The sequence below is a fragment of the Murimonas intestini genome (assembly GCF_024622195.1).
Taxonomy (GTDB): Bacteria; Bacillota; Clostridia; order Lachnospirales; family Lachnospiraceae; genus Murimonas; species Murimonas intestini.
The window spans coordinates 103,997-124,404 of record NZ_JANKBI010000003.1; the positions used below are offsets into that span (position 1 = coordinate 103,997).

The following is a 20,408-nucleotide window of genomic DNA, read 5'->3' on the forward strand; positions in this document are numbered from 1 at the left end:
ATGTAATGAAAGCCGCCTATTTCGGAATAGATGCGCTTTGGGACTGTTTGAGTGTTTTGCTGAAACATGGTTGTGAACTGGTGTTCATTTTTACAATCGAAGACGGCGAATATGACCATTCGGCAGATATTTGCAGTTTTGCGAAGATGCATGGTATTCCGTATAAGACGACTCGTGCGACAGCCGATGATATAAAAAAATTGGAAGCTATGGGAGTGGAGATTTCTGTTACTGCCGGGTATCCCTGGCTGATTCCTCTGTCTGATACGATCAGGCAGCTGAATATTCATCCGTCCTATTTGCCGGAAGGCAGGGGCGCATGGCCGATGCCGGTCGCCATTATGAAGGATAGAGCTTCAGGCGTTACGATCCACAAGCTGGCGGAACATTTTGATGAAGGCGACATTATCATTCGTGAAAAGATACCTCTTGCTTACAATGAAAATCTTGTGACACTGACGGAGAAGATACGTAAGACTGCGGTAAAGCTGCTTGATACTTTTCTGGAGTCTCCCGGCAGGCTGTGGAATAATGCCATAAAGCAGGGCAGGGGGGAATACTGGGATGAGCCGACCGATAATGACCGGCTTATATCTGAGACAGACAGCATAGACAGGGTATCGCATATTATGAGGGCCTTCTGCGGATATGGCATTTTGTGTAAGGTTCATGATGTCACCATTCAGATAGACGAGTGCAGATTATATGCTTCAAGTGAGGAACCTCAAGGCAATGAGTTAAAAATCAGACTTTTGGACGGAGTTCTGGCAGCTGAAAAATGGCAGCCGTATTTTCGTGAAATTACACTTGCTGACAGGCCCGTACTGGAAGAAATCAGGCATAAATATCCTTCAGAGCTGTCTGACTTTACGTTTTCGCTGCTTTTTTGCTGGCGAAGGCTGATGAACCTGAGATTATTCATAGGGAATGACTTTTTTATAGTGAAAGGAGAGGACAATTATTTCTGTCCTGTGGGAAAGTCTGATGAATATATAAGGTACCTGCAGGGACTTATGAGATTGAATATAGGATTTACTCTGCGTTTTTGTGACACACAATACACAAAAACTATAGAGGAGCATCTGCATAATCTTGAAATAGAGCTGCAGGAAGATGACTGCGATTATATGATGGAAAATCAGATACTTGAAAACCTTGAGGGCAGCAGGCTGCATAATAAGAGGAATGATTTAAGCCATTATGTTTCTCAGACGCCGGAACCGCAGGCCGAGCTTATCACAAAGGAAAAGCTGAGTATTGTTAAAGAGATTTCGGATGCGTCAAAAGGCGCTGATTATCCTGCAGAAAGTGAAGCTATTAAATATTTTGAAAAACTCGGTCTGCGGGGAGTTCTTGTAAAACGAGGAGACAGGTATGTCAGTTTTGCAATTGCTTCAGAGATGCAAAGCAATATCATGCAGGGGCATTTTTCTAAGACAGTTGACAGCGACAGAGGGGCAAGCCTTTATGTAATCCGCGCATGTTCTGTTACGGCAATGAAAAAGTATGAATATACGAATATGGAAGATGATATGGGGATTCCGGGGCTTAGGCGTTTCAAGCAGTCACTCCATGCAAAGATTGTCCCGTCCTATACGGTAACTTTTAAAGGAGGCTGTGGCAGTGAACAATAAATGGTTTGAAAAACGGCTGTTTTTAAAGTTTTTTCTGCCGGCTCTTTTAAGTTCTCTGGGCCTTGCAGCAGGCGGTATTGCGGACAGTTTTTATATTGGCAGGACCATGAATGAAAGCGGGCTTTTTATACTTGGCGCCGCGTCACCAATCTATATGATTTTCAGTACGATAAGTATTGGTATTGCATCAGGAGGGGCAATTCATTTTGCATCGTCCCTCAGTGAAGGAAAAGCAGAAGAGGGCAACACGATTTTTTCAAGCGTGATTATAATTGACTTTCTTGTGATAACGGCTCTGTCTGTTCTTGGACTGATATTTGTGCAGCCTCTTGTAAAGCTTCTTGGATGTACAAAGGATATGGAGTTGTACGGCAGTATGCTGTCCTATGTCAGGCTGATGCTGATTACTGCCCCGATTTTGTTTATGCAGGCGCCGCTTCAATATTTTGTCCATACTGACAATGCACCCAAGCTTGCGTCAACAGCACTTGTTATCGGTAATATCTGTGACTGTGCGTTTGGCTTTTTATTTATTGTCCTGCTAAAATCCGGTGTGCAGGGTTCTGTCTGGTCAACTGTGTGCGGTGCAGTGGTCATGGAAGCCCTGTGTGTCAGCCACCTTGTGAAAGGCAAGGGAATGCTGAAACTGAAAAATATAGTATTTCCGAAATTGATACAGGCGGCAAGGTCCTTCTATACAGGTTTTGCTGCTGCCACACAGTTTTTGTATCAGTTTATCATCATCCTTGCCTTTAATCATATCCTGCTGAAGCTTGGCGGTGAATCAATGGTCGCGGTTTTCGACATAACAGTTAATGCGGGAACGCTTGTGACGGCAATTGCTGATGCTGTTGTTTTGACGATGATACCGCTCGTTTCCACCTTTTTCGGTGAAAGAAACCGCGGCAGCATGCGTCAGAGCCTAAAGCTTTCTCTTGTTTACGGTATTTCAATAACGGCTGTTTTTTCGGGGAGCCTCATATTTTTTGCGCGCGGGTATTGCGGTGTTTTTGGAGTGACAGAGAGCAATCTGTCAATAGGAAGTTACGCGATGCAGATGTATATGCTGAGCATTATCATTGCCTGCGTCAGTTCCATTATATCGGCCTACCTTCAAAATACCGGACTTGAAAAATATTCATATATCATTATGGGGCTGCGGGGACTTTTCGTTTTGCTTCCGTGCGGTCTTCTTCTTTCCATGGGCGGATATCGTTTGTTTTGGCTGTGTTATCCAATTACAGAGGCTTTTGTGCTTCTTGTGACAGGGGTGTTTTATCTTTTTGTGAAGCTTTCCGGGAAATCTCTTTTGAAAGATTTTTCAGGATGCCATGTATTTTCCGAAACCTTTTCAGGTACTTGTGAACAGATTTCGGACACCTGCGAACGGATCCAGCAATTTATAGAAAACGACGGTGCAAGTCCCAGAAAAGCATACTTTGTTTCCCTTGCGGTTGATGAAACCTGCCGCCTGATTGCTGAAAATGGAAACAGGCTGCTGCTTCAGCTGACTCTTGTGAATGAACATGGAGAATATACTCTGCATATCAGAGATAATGCAAAACAGGATTTTAATCCGTTTGATATTGATGAAAATGATGATAAGGGATTAGGACTGAAAATTATAAAAAATCAGGCAAAGCATTTTTATTACCGCCGCTTTGTTGGCTATAATACTTTGACAGTAGTTTTTGAAGGGGGAAAATAATGCCGAAGATCCATTCTATACGTACAAAAATAGTATGCAGTATCGTGCTCTTTGCACTTGTTATCAGCACTGTGCTTGTATGCGTCAGTTACTTTACATATAAATCAACAATGGATGAGCACTATGATACGCTGGGAAATAATGTTGCCCAAACAGCTATTTCAATGATTGATGAGGATGTCATGCTGGAATATTCAAGGGGAGTGGCTTTTGCGGACCCACAAAGCACTATGGCATCACAAGAATATCAAAGTATTATAACAACCCTTGACAATATCAAAGAAAGCAACAATGTCTTGTACCTTTATATTATTTATCCAACGGAAAGCGGCTCTTACTTTATATTTGACACAGATCATTCCAAGGACAGCTGCCCCTACGGCTATTATATGGAATATTATGAAGGAAGCTTTAGTAAAATAGCCCACCGGCTTGTCCGGGGCGAAACCGTTCCGGCTGTCATTTCAAATAAAGATTATGGGTGGATCATTAGTATTTCACATCCGTATATCAGCAGCGGCGGTGAGCTTATAGGCTATGTCTGCGTGGATATTTCCATGGAACAGGTTGTCAGAGACAGACAGGCGTTCCTGCTTAACTGCATACTGGTAATGGCTGTGATCACAGTTATTTTTGCTTTTGTATATATGTTTGTATTTAATAAGATATTTGTCGGCCCCATTAAGCAGATGACGACAGCAACGGCTGCCTTTGTATCTGACAGGGGCGATGACGACAGAGTGCTGTCCCCCATCTCACTGCTGAAAGTAAAGACAAATGACGAACTGCAGACCTTGTGCGAATCACTCAAGAAAATGGAATTGGATCTGAATCTGCATATAGATAATCTGAAAAATATCACTGCAGAAAAAGAGCGTATAGGTGCAGAACTGAATGTTGCAACGCATATTCAGGAATCCATGCTTCCAAGCATTTTTCCTGCATTTCCAGACAGGCAGGAGTTTGATATATATGCAACTATGAATCCGGCGAAAGAGGTCGGGGGGGATTTTTATGATTTCTTTATGGTGGATGAGCGGCATCTTGCTGTCGTAATGGCTGATGTGTCTGGAAAAGGTGTTCCTGCCGCATTGTTCATGGTGATCGGTAAGACGCTGATCAAGGATCATACACAGCCCGGCAGAGATTTAGGCGATGTTTTTTCAGAAATAAATAACCTGCTCTGTGAATCTAACAGTGAGGGACTTTTTATCACAGCATTCGAAGGTGTTCTTAACTTGGTTACAGGGGAATTCAAGTTTGTTAATGCCGGCCATGAACTGCCATTTATCTGCCCCGCCGGAGGAGGCTTTGAATCATATAAGATCAATCCGGGGTTCGTTCTTGCAGGCATGGAAGGAATAAAGTATACGGCAGGGAGCATGATGCTTAGTCCTGGAGATAAAGTATTCCAATACACAGACGGTGTGACTGAGGCGACAAATGGGGACGGTAAGCTTTATGGAATGGACAGGCTTTCTTTGATCCTGAATACTGTGAAGGATAAAGCGCCTGGTAAAATATTGCCTGCTGTAAAGAATGATATAGATCTCTTTGTCGGTACGGCGCCGCAGTTTGATGATATAACAATGCTGTGCCTTGAGTTCAAAGCAAAAATGGCAGAAAGTGAGGGTGTAGTGTGATGAAAGAATTGACAATCGATGCGACCTTGGAAAATATAGAGAAGGTTACCGCATTCGTGGATGAACAGCTTGAAGCTATCGACTGCCCAATGAAGGCGCAGATGCAGATTGACATTGCAATTGACGAGCTGTTCGGAAATATTGTGCATTATGCATATAAACCCGAAACTGGTCCGGCAACAGTAAGGATAGAAGTGAAGGAGGCCCCTATTTCTGTGATAATAACCTTTATTGATAACGGCAAACAGTATGATCCGCTTGCCAAAGCAGATCCGGACACTACTCTTTCAGCGGAGGAGCGTGATATCGGCGGGCTTGGTATTTACATGGTAAAAAAGAGTATGGACGAGATTTCATATGAATACAGGAACGGACAGAATATTCTGTGCATCAAAAAAAATATTTAAACAGAAAAGGAGGCCGAAAGAGGTTCTTATATGAAAACTATTGCTGTGTGTTTAATTGTCCGCGACGAGGAGCAAGTGTTGGCCAGGATACTTGGGGCTGCTGCTTTGTTTGCTGATGAAATTATTGTACTGGATACTGGTTCGGCAGACAGGTCTGCAGAGATCGCCAGGGAATTTACCCCGAAAGTCTTCAGTATGGAATGGTGTGATGATTTTGCTTGTGCCAGAAACACGGCAGCTTCCTATGCAAGTTCTGATTATGTCATGTGGCTGGATGCTGACGATGTCATTGAGAAAGAGGATATTGGCAGATTAATTAAATTGAAAAAGATGGATTTTTACAATAAGGATATATTATTCCTTCTCTATACAAGTGTTTGTAAAGATTCAGATCTCTGGAGCGGCAGCGGCTGCCTGAGAGACCGCATCTGCCGCCGCGAGTATGCTTGCAGCTGGATTTATCCCATACATGAAGTGATTGAATATCCGGCCCATGCTTCCTCCATTGACTGTACGGAAATCCGAATTTTTCATGATAAGGTCCATGAAAATGAACCGGGAAGAAATCTGAGGATTTTTGATAAGAAAATTGCCGAAGGATTTGTAATGAATGAATTTAATAAAGGATATTATGTACGGGAGCTGGCAGGCGCAGGCAGGCCGGATGAGGCCTGCGAGCTTTATATGACGCTTACGGATCCATATACACTGTATTATGCCCTTCCTTTCTATATGTGGTCAGTAGGCCGCCTTCTGCAAAGCCGGGACAGGCAGGAGCTGCAGACAGACTGCCTGAAAAAGCTTCAGAAATTGAGGGAGGACATTGGCCCCAAAGAACTTGTATCTGTGGCGCTTGGTGCAGCTCTGATCGACCTGGGCCGTATGGATGAAGCAGAAGGTTATCTTCTGGAAGCAGCGGGGAAAGACCTGGATTATTCTGACCACTGTGTCCATTATCCTGCGTACGCGGATTTTGTCCCATGGACGATGCTGTGCAGGCTTTATCTGGAACGGGGCGAATTTCCCAGGGCTTATAACTGCCATCTGAAAGCTAAGAAGAGCAGGCCGGGGAATCCCCAGGTTTTCTTTTATGACCTTTATTTTCGGGAGGCAGATGGGCAATTATTGAAAAAATAAAAAATAGGAGGAGTATCTATGAAAATCAACAGTGAAATACTTGAGAAGATCAAAAATATAAAAAGTATGGAGGAACTGCTTACACTTGCCAGGGAAAATGACATAGAGATCACCGAAGAACAGGCAGAGCAGTTTTTGGAGGCAGTGGAAACAAGGATACTGTCTGATGATGAATTAATAAATGTTACTGGGGGGCTGGCTCCCAAAGGGATTTTCAATATTCGTAAGGATAACAACAATAAATATCTGTGAATACCTGTATTTGACGGATGCATCGAAAGAGTAATACCTTCGCTGCTTTAAAAAATTTCGAAAATCTGGCAAAGATGAAAATTACAGATAATTATGAATTATATACCGTTAATTAAAAAGTTTGACAACAATATGCTGGTATGATAAGATTGGTTACATAAAAAAGTATTGCCCGAATTGTTTTAAGCAGTTATATGCTCAAGGATGATACCTTTGCATTGGCAGCCGGATACTGTTGTTTATTTTATCTCATCATTGAGCATAGACATGCTGAAGGGCTGACGCACGGAACAGGTGCGGCAGCCCGTTTGCGTAGTAAAGATATGCTTTTATGGCACACGACAACAAATAGTGGGAGGTTTTTATGGAAAATAATATTTTTAGAAAAAAATGTATTGACCGCGTATCATCACCAGAGCAGCTGAATGATTATATCCATACATCTAATCCTGGTGTCTGGATGGTGCTTGCAGCAATTATCATTCTTCTTGCCGGTGTTTGTGTATGGGGCGTTTTTGGTCATCTTGATTCTGTGCTTCCTGCCGTCGGCGTGTGCGAGAATGGCGCAGTAACCTGTTATGTGGGAGAAGAGGGTATTGACTCTGTTAAAGAAGGGATGAAAGTAAGGATCAGCGGGGAGGAATTCACTGTTTCCGCTATTTCGGCAATGCCGGTCATGGCAAAATCCGAACTTGATGAATATGCCCTTCATCAGGGTGGGCTTCAGGCGGACGAGTGGGTATATAAAGTTACTTTTGTATCTTCACTTCCGGACGGGATATACGAGGCTGAAATTATTACCGAGAGCGTAGCCCCCATCTCTTTTGTGCTGAATTGAGGTGCCTGTATGAAGAAGAAAATAAAGATCAAGACACCAATAAAGAAAGGTGTGGCCAGGGTGCCGGTGGTTATGCAGCTGGAGGTACTGGAATGCGGTGCGGCGTCCCTTGCCATGATAATGGCATATTACGGGAAATGGGTCCCGCTTGAGCAGGTCAGAGCTGACTGCGGCGTTTCACGCAATGGTTCCAACGCAAGAAATATTCTGAGGGCGGCAAGAAGCTATGGTTTTACTGCAAAGGCTTACCGTTATGAGCCGGAAGACTTAATGAAAAACGGTATTTTCCCTTGCATTATCCATTGGAATTACAACCATTTTGTTGTGCTGGACGGCTTTAGGGGAGGCAAAGCTTACCTAAACGATCCGGCGCGCGGTACTTGTTCTGTGTCCATGGATGTATTCGACAGCAGCTTTACGGGAATCTGCCTTATGTTTGAACCGGGCGGGGATTTTGTTCCCGGCGGGAAACCAAAATCCATGTTTTCCTTTGCTAAAAGCAGGCTGAAAGGCACAGGCACAGCAATTGCCTTCGTTGTGCTTACAACTGTCATAACATCGCTTTTTGGACTTATCAATCCGGCCTTTTCACGGATATTTCTCGACCGCCTGCTGCCGGGAAAGAATCCTGACTGGTTTCTCCCGTTTATTCTGGCACTCGGGGGAATTGCGGTGGTCCAGCTGGTGGCGGAATGGATACACGCAGTATATTCCCTGCGCATCAGCGGCAAACTTTCCGCCGTTGGCAGTACCTCCTTTATGTGGCAGGTGCTTCGCATGCCTATGGAGTTTTTCTCACAGCGCATGGCGGGTGACATTCAGCAGCGGGCGGCCTCCAATGCCGCTATTGCCGAGACACTTGTAAATACCTTTGCTCCTCTTGCGCTGAATACAGTGATGATGGTTTTCTATCTGGTTGTTATGGCGCGTTATAGTCTTATACTGACTATTGTGGGTGTAGTATCGATTATCATCAATCTTTTGGTTTCACAGATCATTTCAAGGAAACGAATTAATATCACAAGGGTACAGATGCGCGATGCAGGAAAGCTCGCAGGGGCAACAGTGGCAGGGATCGAAATGATCGAGACCATCAAGGCAAGCGGTGCGGAGAACGGTTATTTTGAAAAATGGTCAGGATACCAGGCAAGCGTCAATACCCAAAGGGTCAAATATGCGAAGCTGGACCAGATGCTGGGTATAGTACCGCCCCTTGTCTCCTCTCTTGCCGATACCGCCGTGCTTATACTGGGAGTCTATCTGACGATGAATGGTGAGTTTACAGTTGGTATGATCATGGCCTTTCAGGGATTTCTTACTTCCTTTACAGACCCGGCCATGAAGCTTGTTTCTTCGGGACAGGTCCTTCAGGAAATGCGTACTGAGATGGAGCGGGTTGAGGATGTGATGAAATATCCAACGGACATCAATTATGAGGAAATATCCGAGGAAGATGAATACCGTAAATTGTCGGGCTGCATTGAAATGAAGAATGTTACCTTTGGGTATTCCAAGCTTGATGAGCCGCTGATAAAGGATTTTAGCCTGTCACTTAAAACAGGAAGCCGTGTTGCTTTTGTAGGAACTTCCGGCTGCGGAAAATCCACGCTTTCCAAGCTGATCTCAGGTCTGTATAAGCCTTGGAGCGGTGAGATACTTTTCGATGGAAAGCCTGTGGACAAGATTGACAGAAGTGTATTTACCAGCTCTCTTGCTGTGGTTGACCAGGACATTATATTATTTGAAGATACTATTGCAAACAATATAAAAATGTGGGACAGCTCCATTGAGGATTTTGAGATGATAATGGCGGCACGTGATGCACAGCTTCACGAAGACATTATGCAGCGTGACGGCGGATATCAGTATATGATGACTGAGGGCGGGAAGGATTTTTCAGGAGGTCAGCGCCAGCGCATAGAGATTGCCCGTGTACTTGCACAGGATCCCACGATCATTATCCTTGATGAGGCAACCAGCGCCCTTGATGCGAAGACGGAATATGATGTGGTAAGGTCTATCAAAGACAGAGGAATAACATGTATTGTCGTGGCACATCGTCTTTCGACAATACGCGACTGTGATGAGATTATTGTGCTGGACTACGGAAAGGTAGTGGAGCGCGGCACTCACGAGGAGCTTTATGCCAAAGGAGGCATATATGCTCATCTCGTATCAAATGAATAGGCGGTGATGCTATGGGATGGTTTGATGAACAGGTAAGGCTGAGAAAACAAAATGACGATGAGGTATTCGGCGATTCCTTTGTCAAGATTGCCGGAGCTGTTATGGGCTCCAGGATATCGGAAGCGCTGGAAAATGACCGCACGGTAACAAAGAATGCCATAGATGAAATACTGAAATACTACCATATTAAAAGCCGCAAGGTTCCTGATGATGTCAGTGATATGAACGATCAGCTTGAATATCTGATGCACCCTCATGGGATCATGCGGCGCACGGTGAAGCTGTCCGGGGGATGGTATAAGGATGCCATCGGCCCAATGCTTGGAAGGCTCCGGGAGGATGGGAGCGTGGTTGCACTTATTCCCGCCGGACTTTCCGGATATGTCTACATAGATTCAAAGACAAAAGAACAAAAAAAGATCAATAGAAAAAACGAAGGGCTGTTCGATGAAGAGGGCATAGCGTTTTATAAGCCGTTTCCTTTGAAGTCGATGGGAATTCCGGCACTTATCCGCTATATTATGGGTACTTTGTCGGTTGCGGATTTTGCACTTGTTGGCGCTGCAGCTTTTGCAGTATCGCTTATTGGAATGTTTCTGCCAAAGATAAATAATATTATTTTTTCAACAGTTATCGATTCGGGCAGCCTGCAGCTGCTTGGCGCCATAGCAGTATTTCTTGTATGCGTTTCGGTCAGCTCTATGATCATGAATGCTGTAAAAACTATGCTTACAGCCAGGATCAGCACAAAAATGAATATTGCCGTGCAGGCAGCGACGATGATGAGGGTGCTTTCACTTCCGGCAGATTTCTTTAAAGATTACAGTGCAGGTGAGCTTTCAAGCAGATCACAGTATATCAACAAACTCTGCAAAATGATCGTGAAAACTATTCTGATAACTGGCTTTACCTCATTGTTTTCGCTGATCTATATATCGCAGATATTTATTTATGCGCCTGGACTGGTTGCATCTGCAATGATTATCATCCTTGTAACTCTCGTGTTTTCCGCTGTGTCCTCCTTTGTTCAGATGAAGATCACAATGCGGCAGATGGAACTTTCAAGTAAGGAGAGCGGCATGAGTTATGCGCTTATCACAGGAGTGCAGAAGCTTAAGCTTGCAGGTGCGGAAAAGAGAGCCTTTGCCCGATGGGGAAAGCTTTATGCAAAACAGGCAGAGCTCACTTATAATCCGCCGGTATTTCTGAAGATCAATCCGGTGATCAGTCTTGCAATAACCCTTACAGGCACTATCGTTATGTACTATATGGCAATAACATCGCAGGTGTCTGTTGCAGATTATTACGCATTTAATACTGCTTATGGAATGGTCTCAGGTGCTTTTGTTTCACTTGCAGGGATTGCTCTTACCGTGGCTGAGATCAGGCCCATTATGGAAATGGTTAAACCGCTTCTTAACGCAGCGCCTGAGGTGTCCGAAGGCAAACAGGTGGTGACTGGTCTGTCAGGCGGAATCGAGCTGAACAATGTTTCCTTCCGCTACAGCGAGAATATGCCCCCTGTCATAGATAATATGTCGCTGAAGATCCGTCCCGGACAGTATGTTGCCATTGTAGGAAAAACCGGCTGCGGAAAATCAACCCTGATGCGCCTCCTTCTGGGCTTTGAAACGCCGCAGAAAGGTGCGGTTTATTATGACGGCAGGGATATCAGTACCATTGACCTGAAATCCCTCCGCCGCTGTATAGGCGCAGTTACACAAAGCGGAAAGCTCTTTCAGGGAGATATCTACTCAAACATTACGATCTCGGCGCCGCAGCTTACACTTGATGAGGCATGGGAAGCGGCAGAGCTTGCAGGGATAGCGGAGGATATACGCCGTATGCCCATGGGAATGCATACCTTGATTTCCGAAGGTACAGGGGGTGTTTCCGGCGGCCAGAGGCAGCGGCTGATGATCGCCCGGGCAATTGCGCCAAAGCCTAAAATACTGATGTTTGACGAGGCCACCAGTGCACTTGACAACCTTACACAGAAGAAGGTTTCAGAGTCTCTGGACTCACTGAAATGCACCCGTATTGTCATTGCACACCGCCTTTCCACTATACAGCAATGTGACAGGATCATCGTCCTGGACAAAGGAAAAATCATAGAGGATGGCAGGTATGATGAGCTTATGGAAAATAACGGATATTTTGCAGAACTGGTAGCCAGGCAGCGCCTTGACAGTACGGAGCACGTGGAAAAAGCTGCAGCTTTTTGATACAGAACAGTTTCATATAAAGATATGTGCATAAGTATTCTTCGTCAATTGAACCTTAAGAATCTCCGCCGGAGTAATTTCGCGAGAGGAGAACGTATATGAAATCATTAGAACAGCTTTATAAAGAGATTTTATCCAGTGATGAATTGAAAAAAGCTTTAGCAGAGTCTGTCAAAGCTGGAAATATAGAAGAATTTGTTAAAGCTCATGGAGTAGAGGCTACAAAAGAAGAAATTATAGCGTTTTTAAATGAGCAGAACACAAAAACAGGGGAACTGAGTGATGAAGAACTGGAAAATGTAGCTGGAGGATGCAATGAAGTGGCTGCGGGCATTTCCGTGATGACATTGGGAATCATGTGTATAATGGATGGGCTTCGGAAGGCTGGTTTTGAGGTTTAATCTGTACAGAGCCTGTAATATGAATTGCAGTACAGCATTTTGATTAAAACTGATGAAGGGGATTCAAAGTGATGAGTACAGTTGATGAAGAATATTTATTCGCATATCTTTATGGAAATAAAAAAACAGGAGAGGATAATGTTGAGAGCAAAATAAAAAAGCACCTGCCTTATGCGGCCAAACCGGCGGTAAATATACTGGCCGGACGGCTGATGAATGTCACTGCTCCCGCTGTCCGGGCTTTGAAAGAAAAATATTTGGGAGAAAAGAATCCTCTGTGTGCCATAGATTCAAGGCTGGCCTGCAAAGAGGAGTGGGCTGAGGCTGAAAGACATGCAGCAGAAGTCATAGGCAGGGAAGGGGTTGAGTGCCTTTATGAATATGTTCCCATGCTGCGGGAACTGATACCTCAGATGACAGAGAATTTTGTTGATTTCATGGCTGAACTGGGGAAGCATTATTCCCTGCACAGAGAAGAGATAGGGCAGCATTTGTTTGGAGGGGCAGACCCGGGGCAGCTGATTGGCATCCAGGGCGGTATGGCTGATCTGCATTGGGGCGGAAGATGTACATTACTGTTGAACACAGAAGGCGGCAAAATTCTTTACAAACCACGCGACATTGGCATAGATAAGATGTATTACGGCATTGTCACCCGTCTTTTTTCAGATGCAATTGATGCGCCGCGGTGTGTTGCCGGAAATGGATATGGTTTCTGTGAGTTTATGGATGCCATACCCGTGGACAGTGGGGAAAAAATTAATGTCTATTACAGGAATCTTGGTATTTTCTGTGCCCTGATGCACGCATTGGGAAGTACTGACATCCATGCTGAAAATGTGCTGGCCGTTGGCTGTAAGCCTGTGCTGGTAGATATGGAAACCCTGCTGCAGCCTGTTATACGGGTATTCAATGACCCGGAGATCTATCCGGAAACAGAACAATCCCTGGACCCCTTTACGGCAGATTTGAATGCCTCCCTGTATTCCAGCGCCATTGTACCAGTGGATGTCTGGGGATTAAAAAATATCTTTTACTATACGGGCCAGGATGCAGGAAACCTTCCGGTATGGGAAGGGAAAAGGTTTACGGTGCGCGGCAGGGAGGATATTTTTTTTCAGGGATTCAGGGAAGGATACAGGCGGTGTGTGGCATGCCGTAATGATATTTCAGAAGCAATTTCAGAATTTTCCGGTGTAAATTTAAGAATCCTGCTGCGGAATACAAACAGCTATGCAAAGATCTTAAAGCAGCTGCTTCAGCCATCAGGATCAGATGCAGCTGCATTAAAGGAGCGGTTATCCGCCATGATGAGTGCCGTATTCAGGGAACATGGGGCAGAAAATATGCTTGCCGCAGCAGAAAACGAAACAGAAAGCCTGTGGGGGCATGATATTCCCTGCTTTCAAGCAGCGGGTAACGGATATGACCTTTTAGGCAGGGACGGAAGGATCATATGCCCTGGATTTTTAAGCCGCGCTGCGGTTGAAAATACAATGGACCACCTGAACAGGCTTGATGATAAGGAACTCCGTTTTGAGGAAAACCTGCTCAGGAACGCAATGGGATATGTGCTCAGGCCATCCGCTGAGGACTATAAGCCTATAAGGGCTGAAGAACCAATGGCTGTAAGGGATGCCATTGCCGGGGCGGAGGGGATTTTCGGGGAGATTGCAGGAAAAATGTTAGAGGCTCCCTGCGGCGCACACTCCTGGTTAATGCGGACACCTGAGGGAGGGATATGCACTTCTTCAATGGGGCTGGCAAATGGGTGGGGAGGGATAGCGATGTTTGCATCAGCTCTTGTCTCCGTATCTGAGGAGGATTCCGTGCAGAAGAAAGCGAACCTGGCAGTGGAAGAATATCTTTCCCTTGTAGAATTCAAGCTGCGTGAGATCAGACAGGCCACAAGGATTCCGGAAACTTTTCTCCCATATGGACTGATTGACGGTCTGGGAGGGATATTAAAAGCTTTGCAGCAGATTGGGGAGTATACAGGAAAACAGGAGGCTGTGCAAATAGCTGTGGAATTACTGAACCTGACGGATAAAATGCCAATAGAAGAAGCTAAGTATATTGATGTATACAGCGGTGCAGCCGGCCTTTTGCATACAGTTGCATCAGTGCCGGGATTCTCTCAGACAGATGCCGGAATGCGTGTTATAATGAGATGTGCCGGTAGGCTTATTGAGGCAAAGAATATGCCTCATGAAAAAGGAGTCCTGTGGGATACTTTGGGGAAAAAGCGTGCGGTCAGCGGTATGGGGCATGGCATGGCGGGTATTGGCATGGCATTGATGGAAGCCGGCAGATTATCAGGCAGCAGTGAATATTGCAATGCTGCGGAAGATGCCCTGGCCTTTGAACATCAGGCCTATGATCAAGACATCGGAAGCTGGCCTGATTTCCGGGACAGCGCTGTGTCTAAGAGATATATGCACGGACTTTGTTCTGGCGCACCTGGGATAGGGCTGGCCATGCTGCAATGTATCCGTGCGGGAGATAAGTCTGCCTGTCGGCGGGAAGATTTGGAAAGGGCAGAAAAAGCCTGTCAAAAAATTGGATATCAATACATGGACCATATTTGCTGCGGAAACAGTTCAGTTGTGGAATTTTTATTAGAGAATGGAAAGTCTGAAGAGGCCGGATGCCTTCTTGCCTCCATGTCTGCAACGGCAAAGAGGGACGGTTATTATTCTCTGATGCCGCCGAAATACGAAAAATGTGCAGATGTTTCTTTGTTTTATGGCTATTCAGGAATTGGTTATTCGTTACTGCATTATGCAAGGCCGAATCGCATTAACTCTGTTATTTTATGAAAGAGAGAAGATCTGGGAGGACTATACTATATGAAGTACATATTAAGTGATACGATTGCCCTGCGCTCATGGCGGCTGGTGCCATATGCCTGCTATGTGCGCCATCAGCGGAACGCCTGCGGGTTAAAAGAAGAAGAATTTAATCTTCTGAAGCGGTGTGACGGGCAGCAGGAGATTGAGGATAATCCCGTTCTTACAGGACTGCTGGAGCGGGGGCTCTGCCGTCCGGCAAAGCAGGGAGATACTCTGACAAAGTGGCAGAGATGGAAGAATTGTGACAATCGTTATTTTCCGGCTATAAACTGGATGGTGACGGGGAAGTGCAATTTTAACTGTCTCCATTGCTTTAATGCAACCGGCAACGACAGGATCCAGAACGAATTTTCTCTGGAGGAGGCCAAGAAACTTATTTGTGAAGCGGAAAACTGCGGAATCAATGCGTTTACCATCACTGGCGGAGAACCAATGCTCCATCCGCATTTTATGCAGATCGTTGAATGCATATATGAGCATGACATGTACATTGAAGAACTGAATACTAATGGCTTTTTTATCACCCAGAAGATTCTGGATGAGATGAAGGCGATCGGCTGCCGTCCTTTGATGAAGATATCTTTTGATGGAGCAGGCCACCATGACTGGATGAGAAATCACAAAGGGGCAGAGAAAGATGCTCTGCGGGCTATCCGTCTGTGCAAAGAGAATGGATTCCCGGTGAAGGCCCAGACAAATGTACACCGGCGGAATGTTGATTCTATGCTGCCTACGGCAAAACTCCTGGCGGATATGGGAGTGGATGAAATGAGAATTATCCGTACTACTGAGGTGCCCAGGTGGCTTGAAAATGCAGGTGACAGTTGTCTTACGCTGACGGAATATTATGACAGGATGCTGCAGTTTTGCACAGAGTACATTCAAAGCGGCTGTGAAATGGAGATCGATATCTGGCAGTTTGTCAATATTTGGCCTCGCATTAAAGCTTACCGTCCACATCCCTTAGACCTGGATGCAGGCAAATACCGGGACAGCATTCCTGTGTGCAGGGGCAACCGGGGGATGGTGGCTGTAGGGGCCAACGGAAATCTGTATCCATGCCATCAGCTGTCCGGAACATTAGACAGCATGGGCAGTTTCCTGGGCAATGTAAAAGAGGACGGCTTACATCCTCATTTACAGGACGGTGATTATTTATACGAGGTGTGCACCACATTGGGTGATTTGAAAAAACACAATGGAGAATGCGGAGCCTGTAATTGGTTCCGTTATTGTGCCGGAGGCTGCCGGGCATTGGCAGTGGTACTGCAAAGAGACAAGTTTGGCAGTGATCCCTCCAAATGCCTTTTCTTCAGGAACGGCTATTTGGACAAGCTGGCCCGGTCCATGGACGGTTATCATAACACGGCAATAATCTGGACTAAGGGTATTACAACTAAAGCAAAAAAATAGGAGGAAAAAAATGAAAAAAAGATTGATTATTTTATTATCAGCAGTATTCTGCCTGGGAATGACGGCAGTACCGGCAACAGCGGCAGAAGTGCAGAATGGGCAGGATGAAGATATTCTGCGGAAACTGGGTGAAGTTAATTCCGCGGAGAATCTGATTGAGAATTACGGGAGCTTCAGTATAGAAGACATTACATATGGGGAGGACGGAGAAGAGAAACTATTCATTTATGTTGATGAGGACCGTCTGGCCCGGGAATGGCCGGCCGGAGAGATTGATATTATGGATTTTGGGAAGGAAAAAAATATATGCTCTTATGACCCTGAGACAGACACACTGTATGAGCTGTTATATGGAGACAATACATTATTTGAGCAGATGGTGAGCGATAACAGGCCGGAGGGAACCTTTGTGTTTTTCGAAGGGGAAAATGTGGTTGCAGATGAAAACACAGATGAAGGCAGGAAGATCGTTACGGAGACCAGTTGGGAAGACAGTCCTGAGGATCAGAAAGAGTTAGGCCTAAAAGAGGAAGAAACTGCAAAGTTTGAGTATCTGGTGGATCCGGATACGTTTGTTTTGAAAGAACTTACATTATCGTTTGTTTCCCCGGATGGAGCAGAACGCGTGGCAGTTAAGGAGATATTCACCGCGGGAGCAGACAGATATGAGCTGCCGGAAAAATACCAGGAGATGCTCCAGAGTAAAGATACCCGGAAAATGACCCTTGTCATGGATGCGGGGACTGAGCAGGAGGAGACGTTCTCAAAGGACATTCCCAAAGGAGTCGCTGCCGCAGTGCTGATCCCGGCGGAATATGTACTATATGACGATGAGGCGTGTACACAATTACACGAAAAAAACGATAATTTTGACGAGGATCAGACCTTATATGCGGCAAAGCAGGATGAGGAGCCTTTAAACAGGATTTATGAAGCGAATGCAACAGAAGAACTTCTTAAAAATCATACTAATATTCAGATCAATGGAACTGAGTACTACGGAGATGAAGAACGTATATATTTCTGTTATTATGATGCAGATATGTCTGTTATTGAAGACGGTGATTCCAATGTACAGATTTGTGAGAACGGGGATGTTTACGGGTTTTTAGCAGACCAGGCGGCACCATTCAGAGGTCTGTGTATGGACGGCACCTATGAAAAATATTTCGAAGAGCCGCTCCGCAATTTAATCTGTCTCAAACCTGAGGGGGAGAGGGTTATATCCTCAGGGGAAGAAAACGGTATGCTGACAGTGGAAACTGCTATGAACCGTGAGGATGCTGTGAGAGAATATCCGGACGACAATAATATTACAGAGATGGAAGAAACGGATTTATATGTTCAGAAATACGTGGCAGACGCAGAAACGTATGAGATTCAGGAATGCTTTGAATATATAGAAAAAGCGGATGGAACAAGAAAACTGATAAGAGAGTCAAAACTTTCCTATGATGGAGAGAAGTATGAGGTTTCGGAGGAACTGAAGGCACAGCTGGACAGCGGGGATACCCGCACAGTCACCCTGATTGCAGACCCAGGGACGGATAATGAAAAAGAATATTCCGTGTCAGTCTGCAAAGGCGGCATAGTACAGATAATACTGGGAGAGGGCTATAGTACATTCTATTCAGACGAGGCATGTACCCAGGTGTACGAGGGAACAGCCGACCGTGAAAATGACAAAACTCTTTACACTAAAAAGAGCCAGGATTAACATAGTATCTATTCCTTTCCGGAAATCTGTTTCTGGATACTTTTATAACGTGTCTGGCCGATAGGAAGCTGCGTTCCATCGGCCAAAGTCGCTTTATACCGCCGGATTTTTGTGATATAGCGGATGTTGACCAGATAGCTGTTATGAATGCGGACAAAATGTGGGTGTTCCATTTCATTCAGAGTTATTCTTGCCATAAAGGAATCATGATCGGTATAGATTGTGGTAATCTTGTTATCGGATTTCATGTACAGGATCTCGCCGGGAAATAAAAAATGCACGTTGCTGTTCAGGTCTTTTATCCTGATTTTTTCCATCCTTCCGCCGGAGAGGATTTCAATGTTCGTGCGGTCGAATACTCTTGCCTGTGGTGTGGATTCCTCAGCAGCAGGTTCCGGGGCAGTCTCCTGGACCTGCTCATCTATAACGTGGCAGGCATTGGCATGAAGTAAGTACAGCGCCTCTTTGTTCTGCTTCCAGACAAAGGTAAAGTGTACCTTGCTGGACAGCGGTGTGTCTCCCATTCCCTGCGCGGTAACTGTGAAGCGTCCGTAAGTCACCCATGTCTGCCGCTCATGCGTCAGCATGGCATATTCCTCCTGGTTCAGTTCTAAGGGCGGCAGCGCAGCTTCTAGCTCAACTGTCTTAAGAAAATTTTCACGTCCCTGAATGTACTGAGAAGAATAATCACCCACCCAGACAAAGTTTTCGTCCAATAAATTTTTGAAAGGAAGGAGCTGTTTATTCATAAAAGCATGAATCAACTCCCTGGATTTGTCTAAAATATCTTTTTCTGTGTAATGCTGGGTTCCCATATATGCATCCTCCGATTTATCCGGCATCAGGGGGAAAAGGGTCTTTTGGCCCCTGCGTCATGTAATATCTTTATAAAAATTCGTTTTTGTCTGCTCATTTATCAGCAAAAGCTGAAATTATGGAATCAAAAATCTTTATATTTTTCGCTCCGATCTGTGCCATTACTCTTTGCAGCGAATGGCGGTTCGTTAGTGCAGCAGGATTCTCAGGATCCAGTTCCAGCACTCTGCTGTTGATAGTCTCTGACATCTGGAAATTTCCCTGCCTTTCCGCAGCTTTCAATCCGTCAGAAAGGAGACGGCACATTATATCCTTGTGCACAGGGTGGCGCTGGAAGTCTCTCCATGCCAATTCTGTCCAGCGAAGGACGTCCTTATCCTTCCTGTGCCAGGCAAGAACATTGCAGACAGGAAGGTACTGTGCCGCCTTCACGTCAAAATCCCCGCTGTCATCACAAAAAGAATAGTAATAGTCTGACAGTTCTTTCTTCCCGGCAAGACAGCAGTCTAGAAAACACTGGCAGCAGAGGTAGAAATCATTCTTCAGGTCCTCAACAGAAAGCTTTTCCATCATCCGGATATTCCGCTCATAGTCCAGTGTCCCCATTTTAGCATGGCGTATGAGAATGTCCGCAAACTGAACAGGACCGTAAGCAATTAGCTGCTCATGGATTATACCATGCCAGTAAGGCTTTTTGTCTGTTCTTCGTTTTACCATGCGAAGATAATAGAATACACAGCCGTGTTCGGGACGTTCATAAGGCATCAGCAGCGCTGAGCTCCCTCTGAGGGTCTCCTTCAGCCCGGACAGCTTTGCCGCATTCTCTGCATCCACCACATCATCTGCATCCAGCCACATTATGTAGTCGCCGCTTGCCTTTTCAAAGGAAGCATTTCTGGCAGCGGCAAAATCATCCTTCCACACATAATCAAATACCTTATCAGTATATCTGAGAGCAATTTCCCGGCTGCTGTCTGAAGAACCGGTATCCAGCACAATAATTTCATCAGCAAACAATGCTGCTCCCTGCAGGCAGCGCTCAAGCACATTTTCTTCGTTTTTTTCTATAATACAGACACTGATTTTCATACTTCCTCCAAATGGCAGTGTGTTTATTTTCCTATTATTGTATCAGTTATCAGGAAAGATTTCCACCTGTTTTAACAGGCTGCTGCCAA

At 45.2% G+C, this 20,408-nt stretch carries 15 protein-coding genes; 13 read left to right on the forward strand and 2 right to left on the reverse strand.

Translation table 11 applies throughout. From position 1 onward, the window contains the following. The first annotated feature begins 5 nt into the window (after positions 1-5). The 13 genes from NSB28_RS06595 to NSB28_RS06655 all read left to right on the forward strand — a co-directional run bounded on the left by NSB28_RS06595 (position 6) and on the right by NSB28_RS06655 (position 18,414). On the forward strand, positions 6-1,634 hold the full coding sequence (locus NSB28_RS06595; RefSeq protein ID WP_109626128.1) for a phosphatidylglycerol lysyltransferase domain-containing protein: 1,629 nt from the start codon (positions 6-8) through the stop codon (positions 1,632-1,634). After that, positions 1,624-3,342 (forward strand): MATE family efflux transporter, encoded by a 1,719-nt coding sequence (locus NSB28_RS06600; protein WP_187374276.1) that lies wholly within the window; start codon positions 1,624-1,626, stop codon positions 3,340-3,342. Before NSB28_RS06595 ends, NSB28_RS06600 begins: the two co-directional genes overlap by 11 nt. Continuing rightward, positions 3,342-4,985: a PP2C family protein-serine/threonine phosphatase gene (locus NSB28_RS06605; protein WP_109626130.1), complete on the forward strand. Its 1,644-nt coding sequence runs from the start codon at positions 3,342-3,344 to the stop codon at positions 4,983-4,985. The genes NSB28_RS06600 and NSB28_RS06605 overlap by 1 nt, the downstream gene beginning before the upstream one ends. After that, on the forward strand, positions 4,985-5,392 hold the full coding sequence (locus NSB28_RS06610) for an ATP-binding protein (protein ID WP_109626131.1): 408 nt from the start codon (positions 4,985-4,987) through the stop codon (positions 5,390-5,392). The genes NSB28_RS06605 and NSB28_RS06610 overlap by 1 nt, the downstream gene beginning before the upstream one ends. A 30-nt stretch (positions 5,393-5,422) precedes the next feature. After that, a complete protein-coding gene (locus NSB28_RS06615; protein WP_109626132.1) occupies positions 5,423-6,529 on the forward strand; it encodes a tetratricopeptide repeat-containing glycosyltransferase in 1,107 nt (368 codons plus the stop codon). 18 nt (positions 6,530-6,547) lie between these two features. Continuing rightward, positions 6,548-6,781, forward strand: a complete 234-nt coding sequence (locus tag NSB28_RS06620) for a DUF2624 family protein (protein WP_109626133.1) — start codon at positions 6,548-6,550, stop codon at positions 6,779-6,781. Positions 6,782-7,145: 364 nt separating this feature from the next. Beyond that, positions 7,146-7,619, forward strand: a complete 474-nt coding sequence (locus NSB28_RS06625) for a hypothetical protein (protein ID WP_109626134.1) — start codon at positions 7,146-7,148, stop codon at positions 7,617-7,619. Between the two features lie 9 nt (positions 7,620-7,628). Then, a complete protein-coding gene (locus tag NSB28_RS06630; RefSeq protein WP_109626135.1) occupies positions 7,629-9,806 on the forward strand; it encodes an NHLP family bacteriocin export ABC transporter peptidase/permease/ATPase subunit in 2,178 nt (725 codons plus the stop codon). A gap of 11 nt (positions 9,807-9,817) precedes the next feature. Continuing rightward, on the forward strand, positions 9,818-12,031 hold the full coding sequence (locus NSB28_RS06635) for an NHLP bacteriocin export ABC transporter permease/ATPase subunit (RefSeq protein ID WP_109626136.1): 2,214 nt from the start codon (positions 9,818-9,820) through the stop codon (positions 12,029-12,031). A gap of 98 nt (positions 12,032-12,129) precedes the next feature. Beyond that, the gene (locus NSB28_RS06640; RefSeq protein ID WP_109626137.1) at positions 12,130-12,432 is read left to right on the forward strand and encodes a hypothetical protein; all 303 of its coding nucleotides are present in this window, start codon (positions 12,130-12,132) and stop codon (positions 12,430-12,432) included. A gap of 71 nt (positions 12,433-12,503) precedes the next feature. Further along, positions 12,504-15,251: a DUF4135 domain-containing protein gene (locus NSB28_RS06645; RefSeq protein WP_109626138.1), complete on the forward strand. Its 2,748-nt coding sequence runs from the start codon at positions 12,504-12,506 to the stop codon at positions 15,249-15,251. A 30-nt stretch (positions 15,252-15,281) separates the two neighbouring features. Further along, positions 15,282-16,697 carry a radical SAM/SPASM domain-containing protein gene (locus tag NSB28_RS06650; protein WP_109626139.1) on the forward strand — a complete coding sequence of 472 codons (1,416 nt, stop codon included), beginning with the start codon at positions 15,282-15,284 and terminating at the stop codon, positions 16,695-16,697. Positions 16,698-16,707: 10 nt separating this feature from the next. After that, positions 16,708-18,414, forward strand: a complete 1,707-nt coding sequence (locus NSB28_RS06655) for a hypothetical protein (protein WP_109626140.1) — start codon at positions 16,708-16,710, stop codon at positions 18,412-18,414. A gap of 8 nt (positions 18,415-18,422) precedes the next feature. Here NSB28_RS06655 and NSB28_RS06660 read toward each other — a convergent pair whose 3' ends face one another. Then, a complete protein-coding gene (locus NSB28_RS06660; RefSeq protein WP_257497598.1) occupies positions 18,423-19,229 on the reverse strand; it encodes a LytTR family transcriptional regulator DNA-binding domain-containing protein in 807 nt (268 codons plus the stop codon). A gap of 94 nt (positions 19,230-19,323) precedes the next feature. After that, positions 19,324-20,319, reverse strand: coding sequence for a glycosyltransferase family 2 protein (locus NSB28_RS06665; RefSeq protein ID WP_109626142.1), 996 nt, complete (start codon positions 20,317-20,319; stop codon positions 19,324-19,326). Positions 20,320-20,408 lie beyond the last annotated feature (89 nt).

Bases quoted from the DNA above. Each gene is read 5' to 3' on its own strand.
- NSB28_RS06595 (WP_109626128.1), top strand. From the start codon at position 6: ATGAAAGCCGCCTATTTCGGAATAGATGCGCTTTGGGACTGTTTGAGT.
- NSB28_RS06605 (WP_109626130.1), top strand. From the start codon at position 3,342: ATGCCGAAGATCCATTCTATACGTACAAAAATAGTATGCAGTATCGTG.
- NSB28_RS06645 (WP_109626138.1), top strand. From the start codon at position 12,504: ATGAGTACAGTTGATGAAGAATATTTATTCGCATATCTTTATGGAAAT.
- NSB28_RS06620 (WP_109626133.1), top strand. From the start codon at position 6,548: ATGAAAATCAACAGTGAAATACTTGAGAAGATCAAAAATATAAAAAGT.
- NSB28_RS06635 (WP_109626136.1), top strand. From the start codon at position 9,818: ATGGGATGGTTTGATGAACAGGTAAGGCTGAGAAAACAAAATGACGAT.
- NSB28_RS06615 (WP_109626132.1), top strand. From the start codon at position 5,423: ATGAAAACTATTGCTGTGTGTTTAATTGTCCGCGACGAGGAGCAAGTG.
- NSB28_RS06655 (WP_109626140.1), top strand. From the start codon at position 16,708: ATGAAAAAAAGATTGATTATTTTATTATCAGCAGTATTCTGCCTGGGA.
- NSB28_RS06660 (WP_257497598.1), bottom strand. From the start codon at position 19,229: ATGGGAACCCAGCATTACACAGAAAAAGATATTTTAGACAAATCCAGG.
- NSB28_RS06610 (WP_109626131.1), top strand. From the start codon at position 4,985: ATGAAAGAATTGACAATCGATGCGACCTTGGAAAATATAGAGAAGGTT.
- NSB28_RS06625 (WP_109626134.1), top strand. From the start codon at position 7,146: ATGGAAAATAATATTTTTAGAAAAAAATGTATTGACCGCGTATCATCA.
- NSB28_RS06640 (WP_109626137.1), top strand. From the start codon at position 12,130: ATGAAATCATTAGAACAGCTTTATAAAGAGATTTTATCCAGTGATGAA.
- NSB28_RS06630 (WP_109626135.1), top strand. From the start codon at position 7,629: ATGAAGAAGAAAATAAAGATCAAGACACCAATAAAGAAAGGTGTGGCC.
- NSB28_RS06665 (WP_109626142.1), bottom strand. From the start codon at position 20,319: ATGAAAATCAGTGTCTGTATTATAGAAAAAAACGAAGAAAATGTGCTT.
- NSB28_RS06650 (WP_109626139.1), top strand. From the start codon at position 15,282: ATGAAGTACATATTAAGTGATACGATTGCCCTGCGCTCATGGCGGCTG.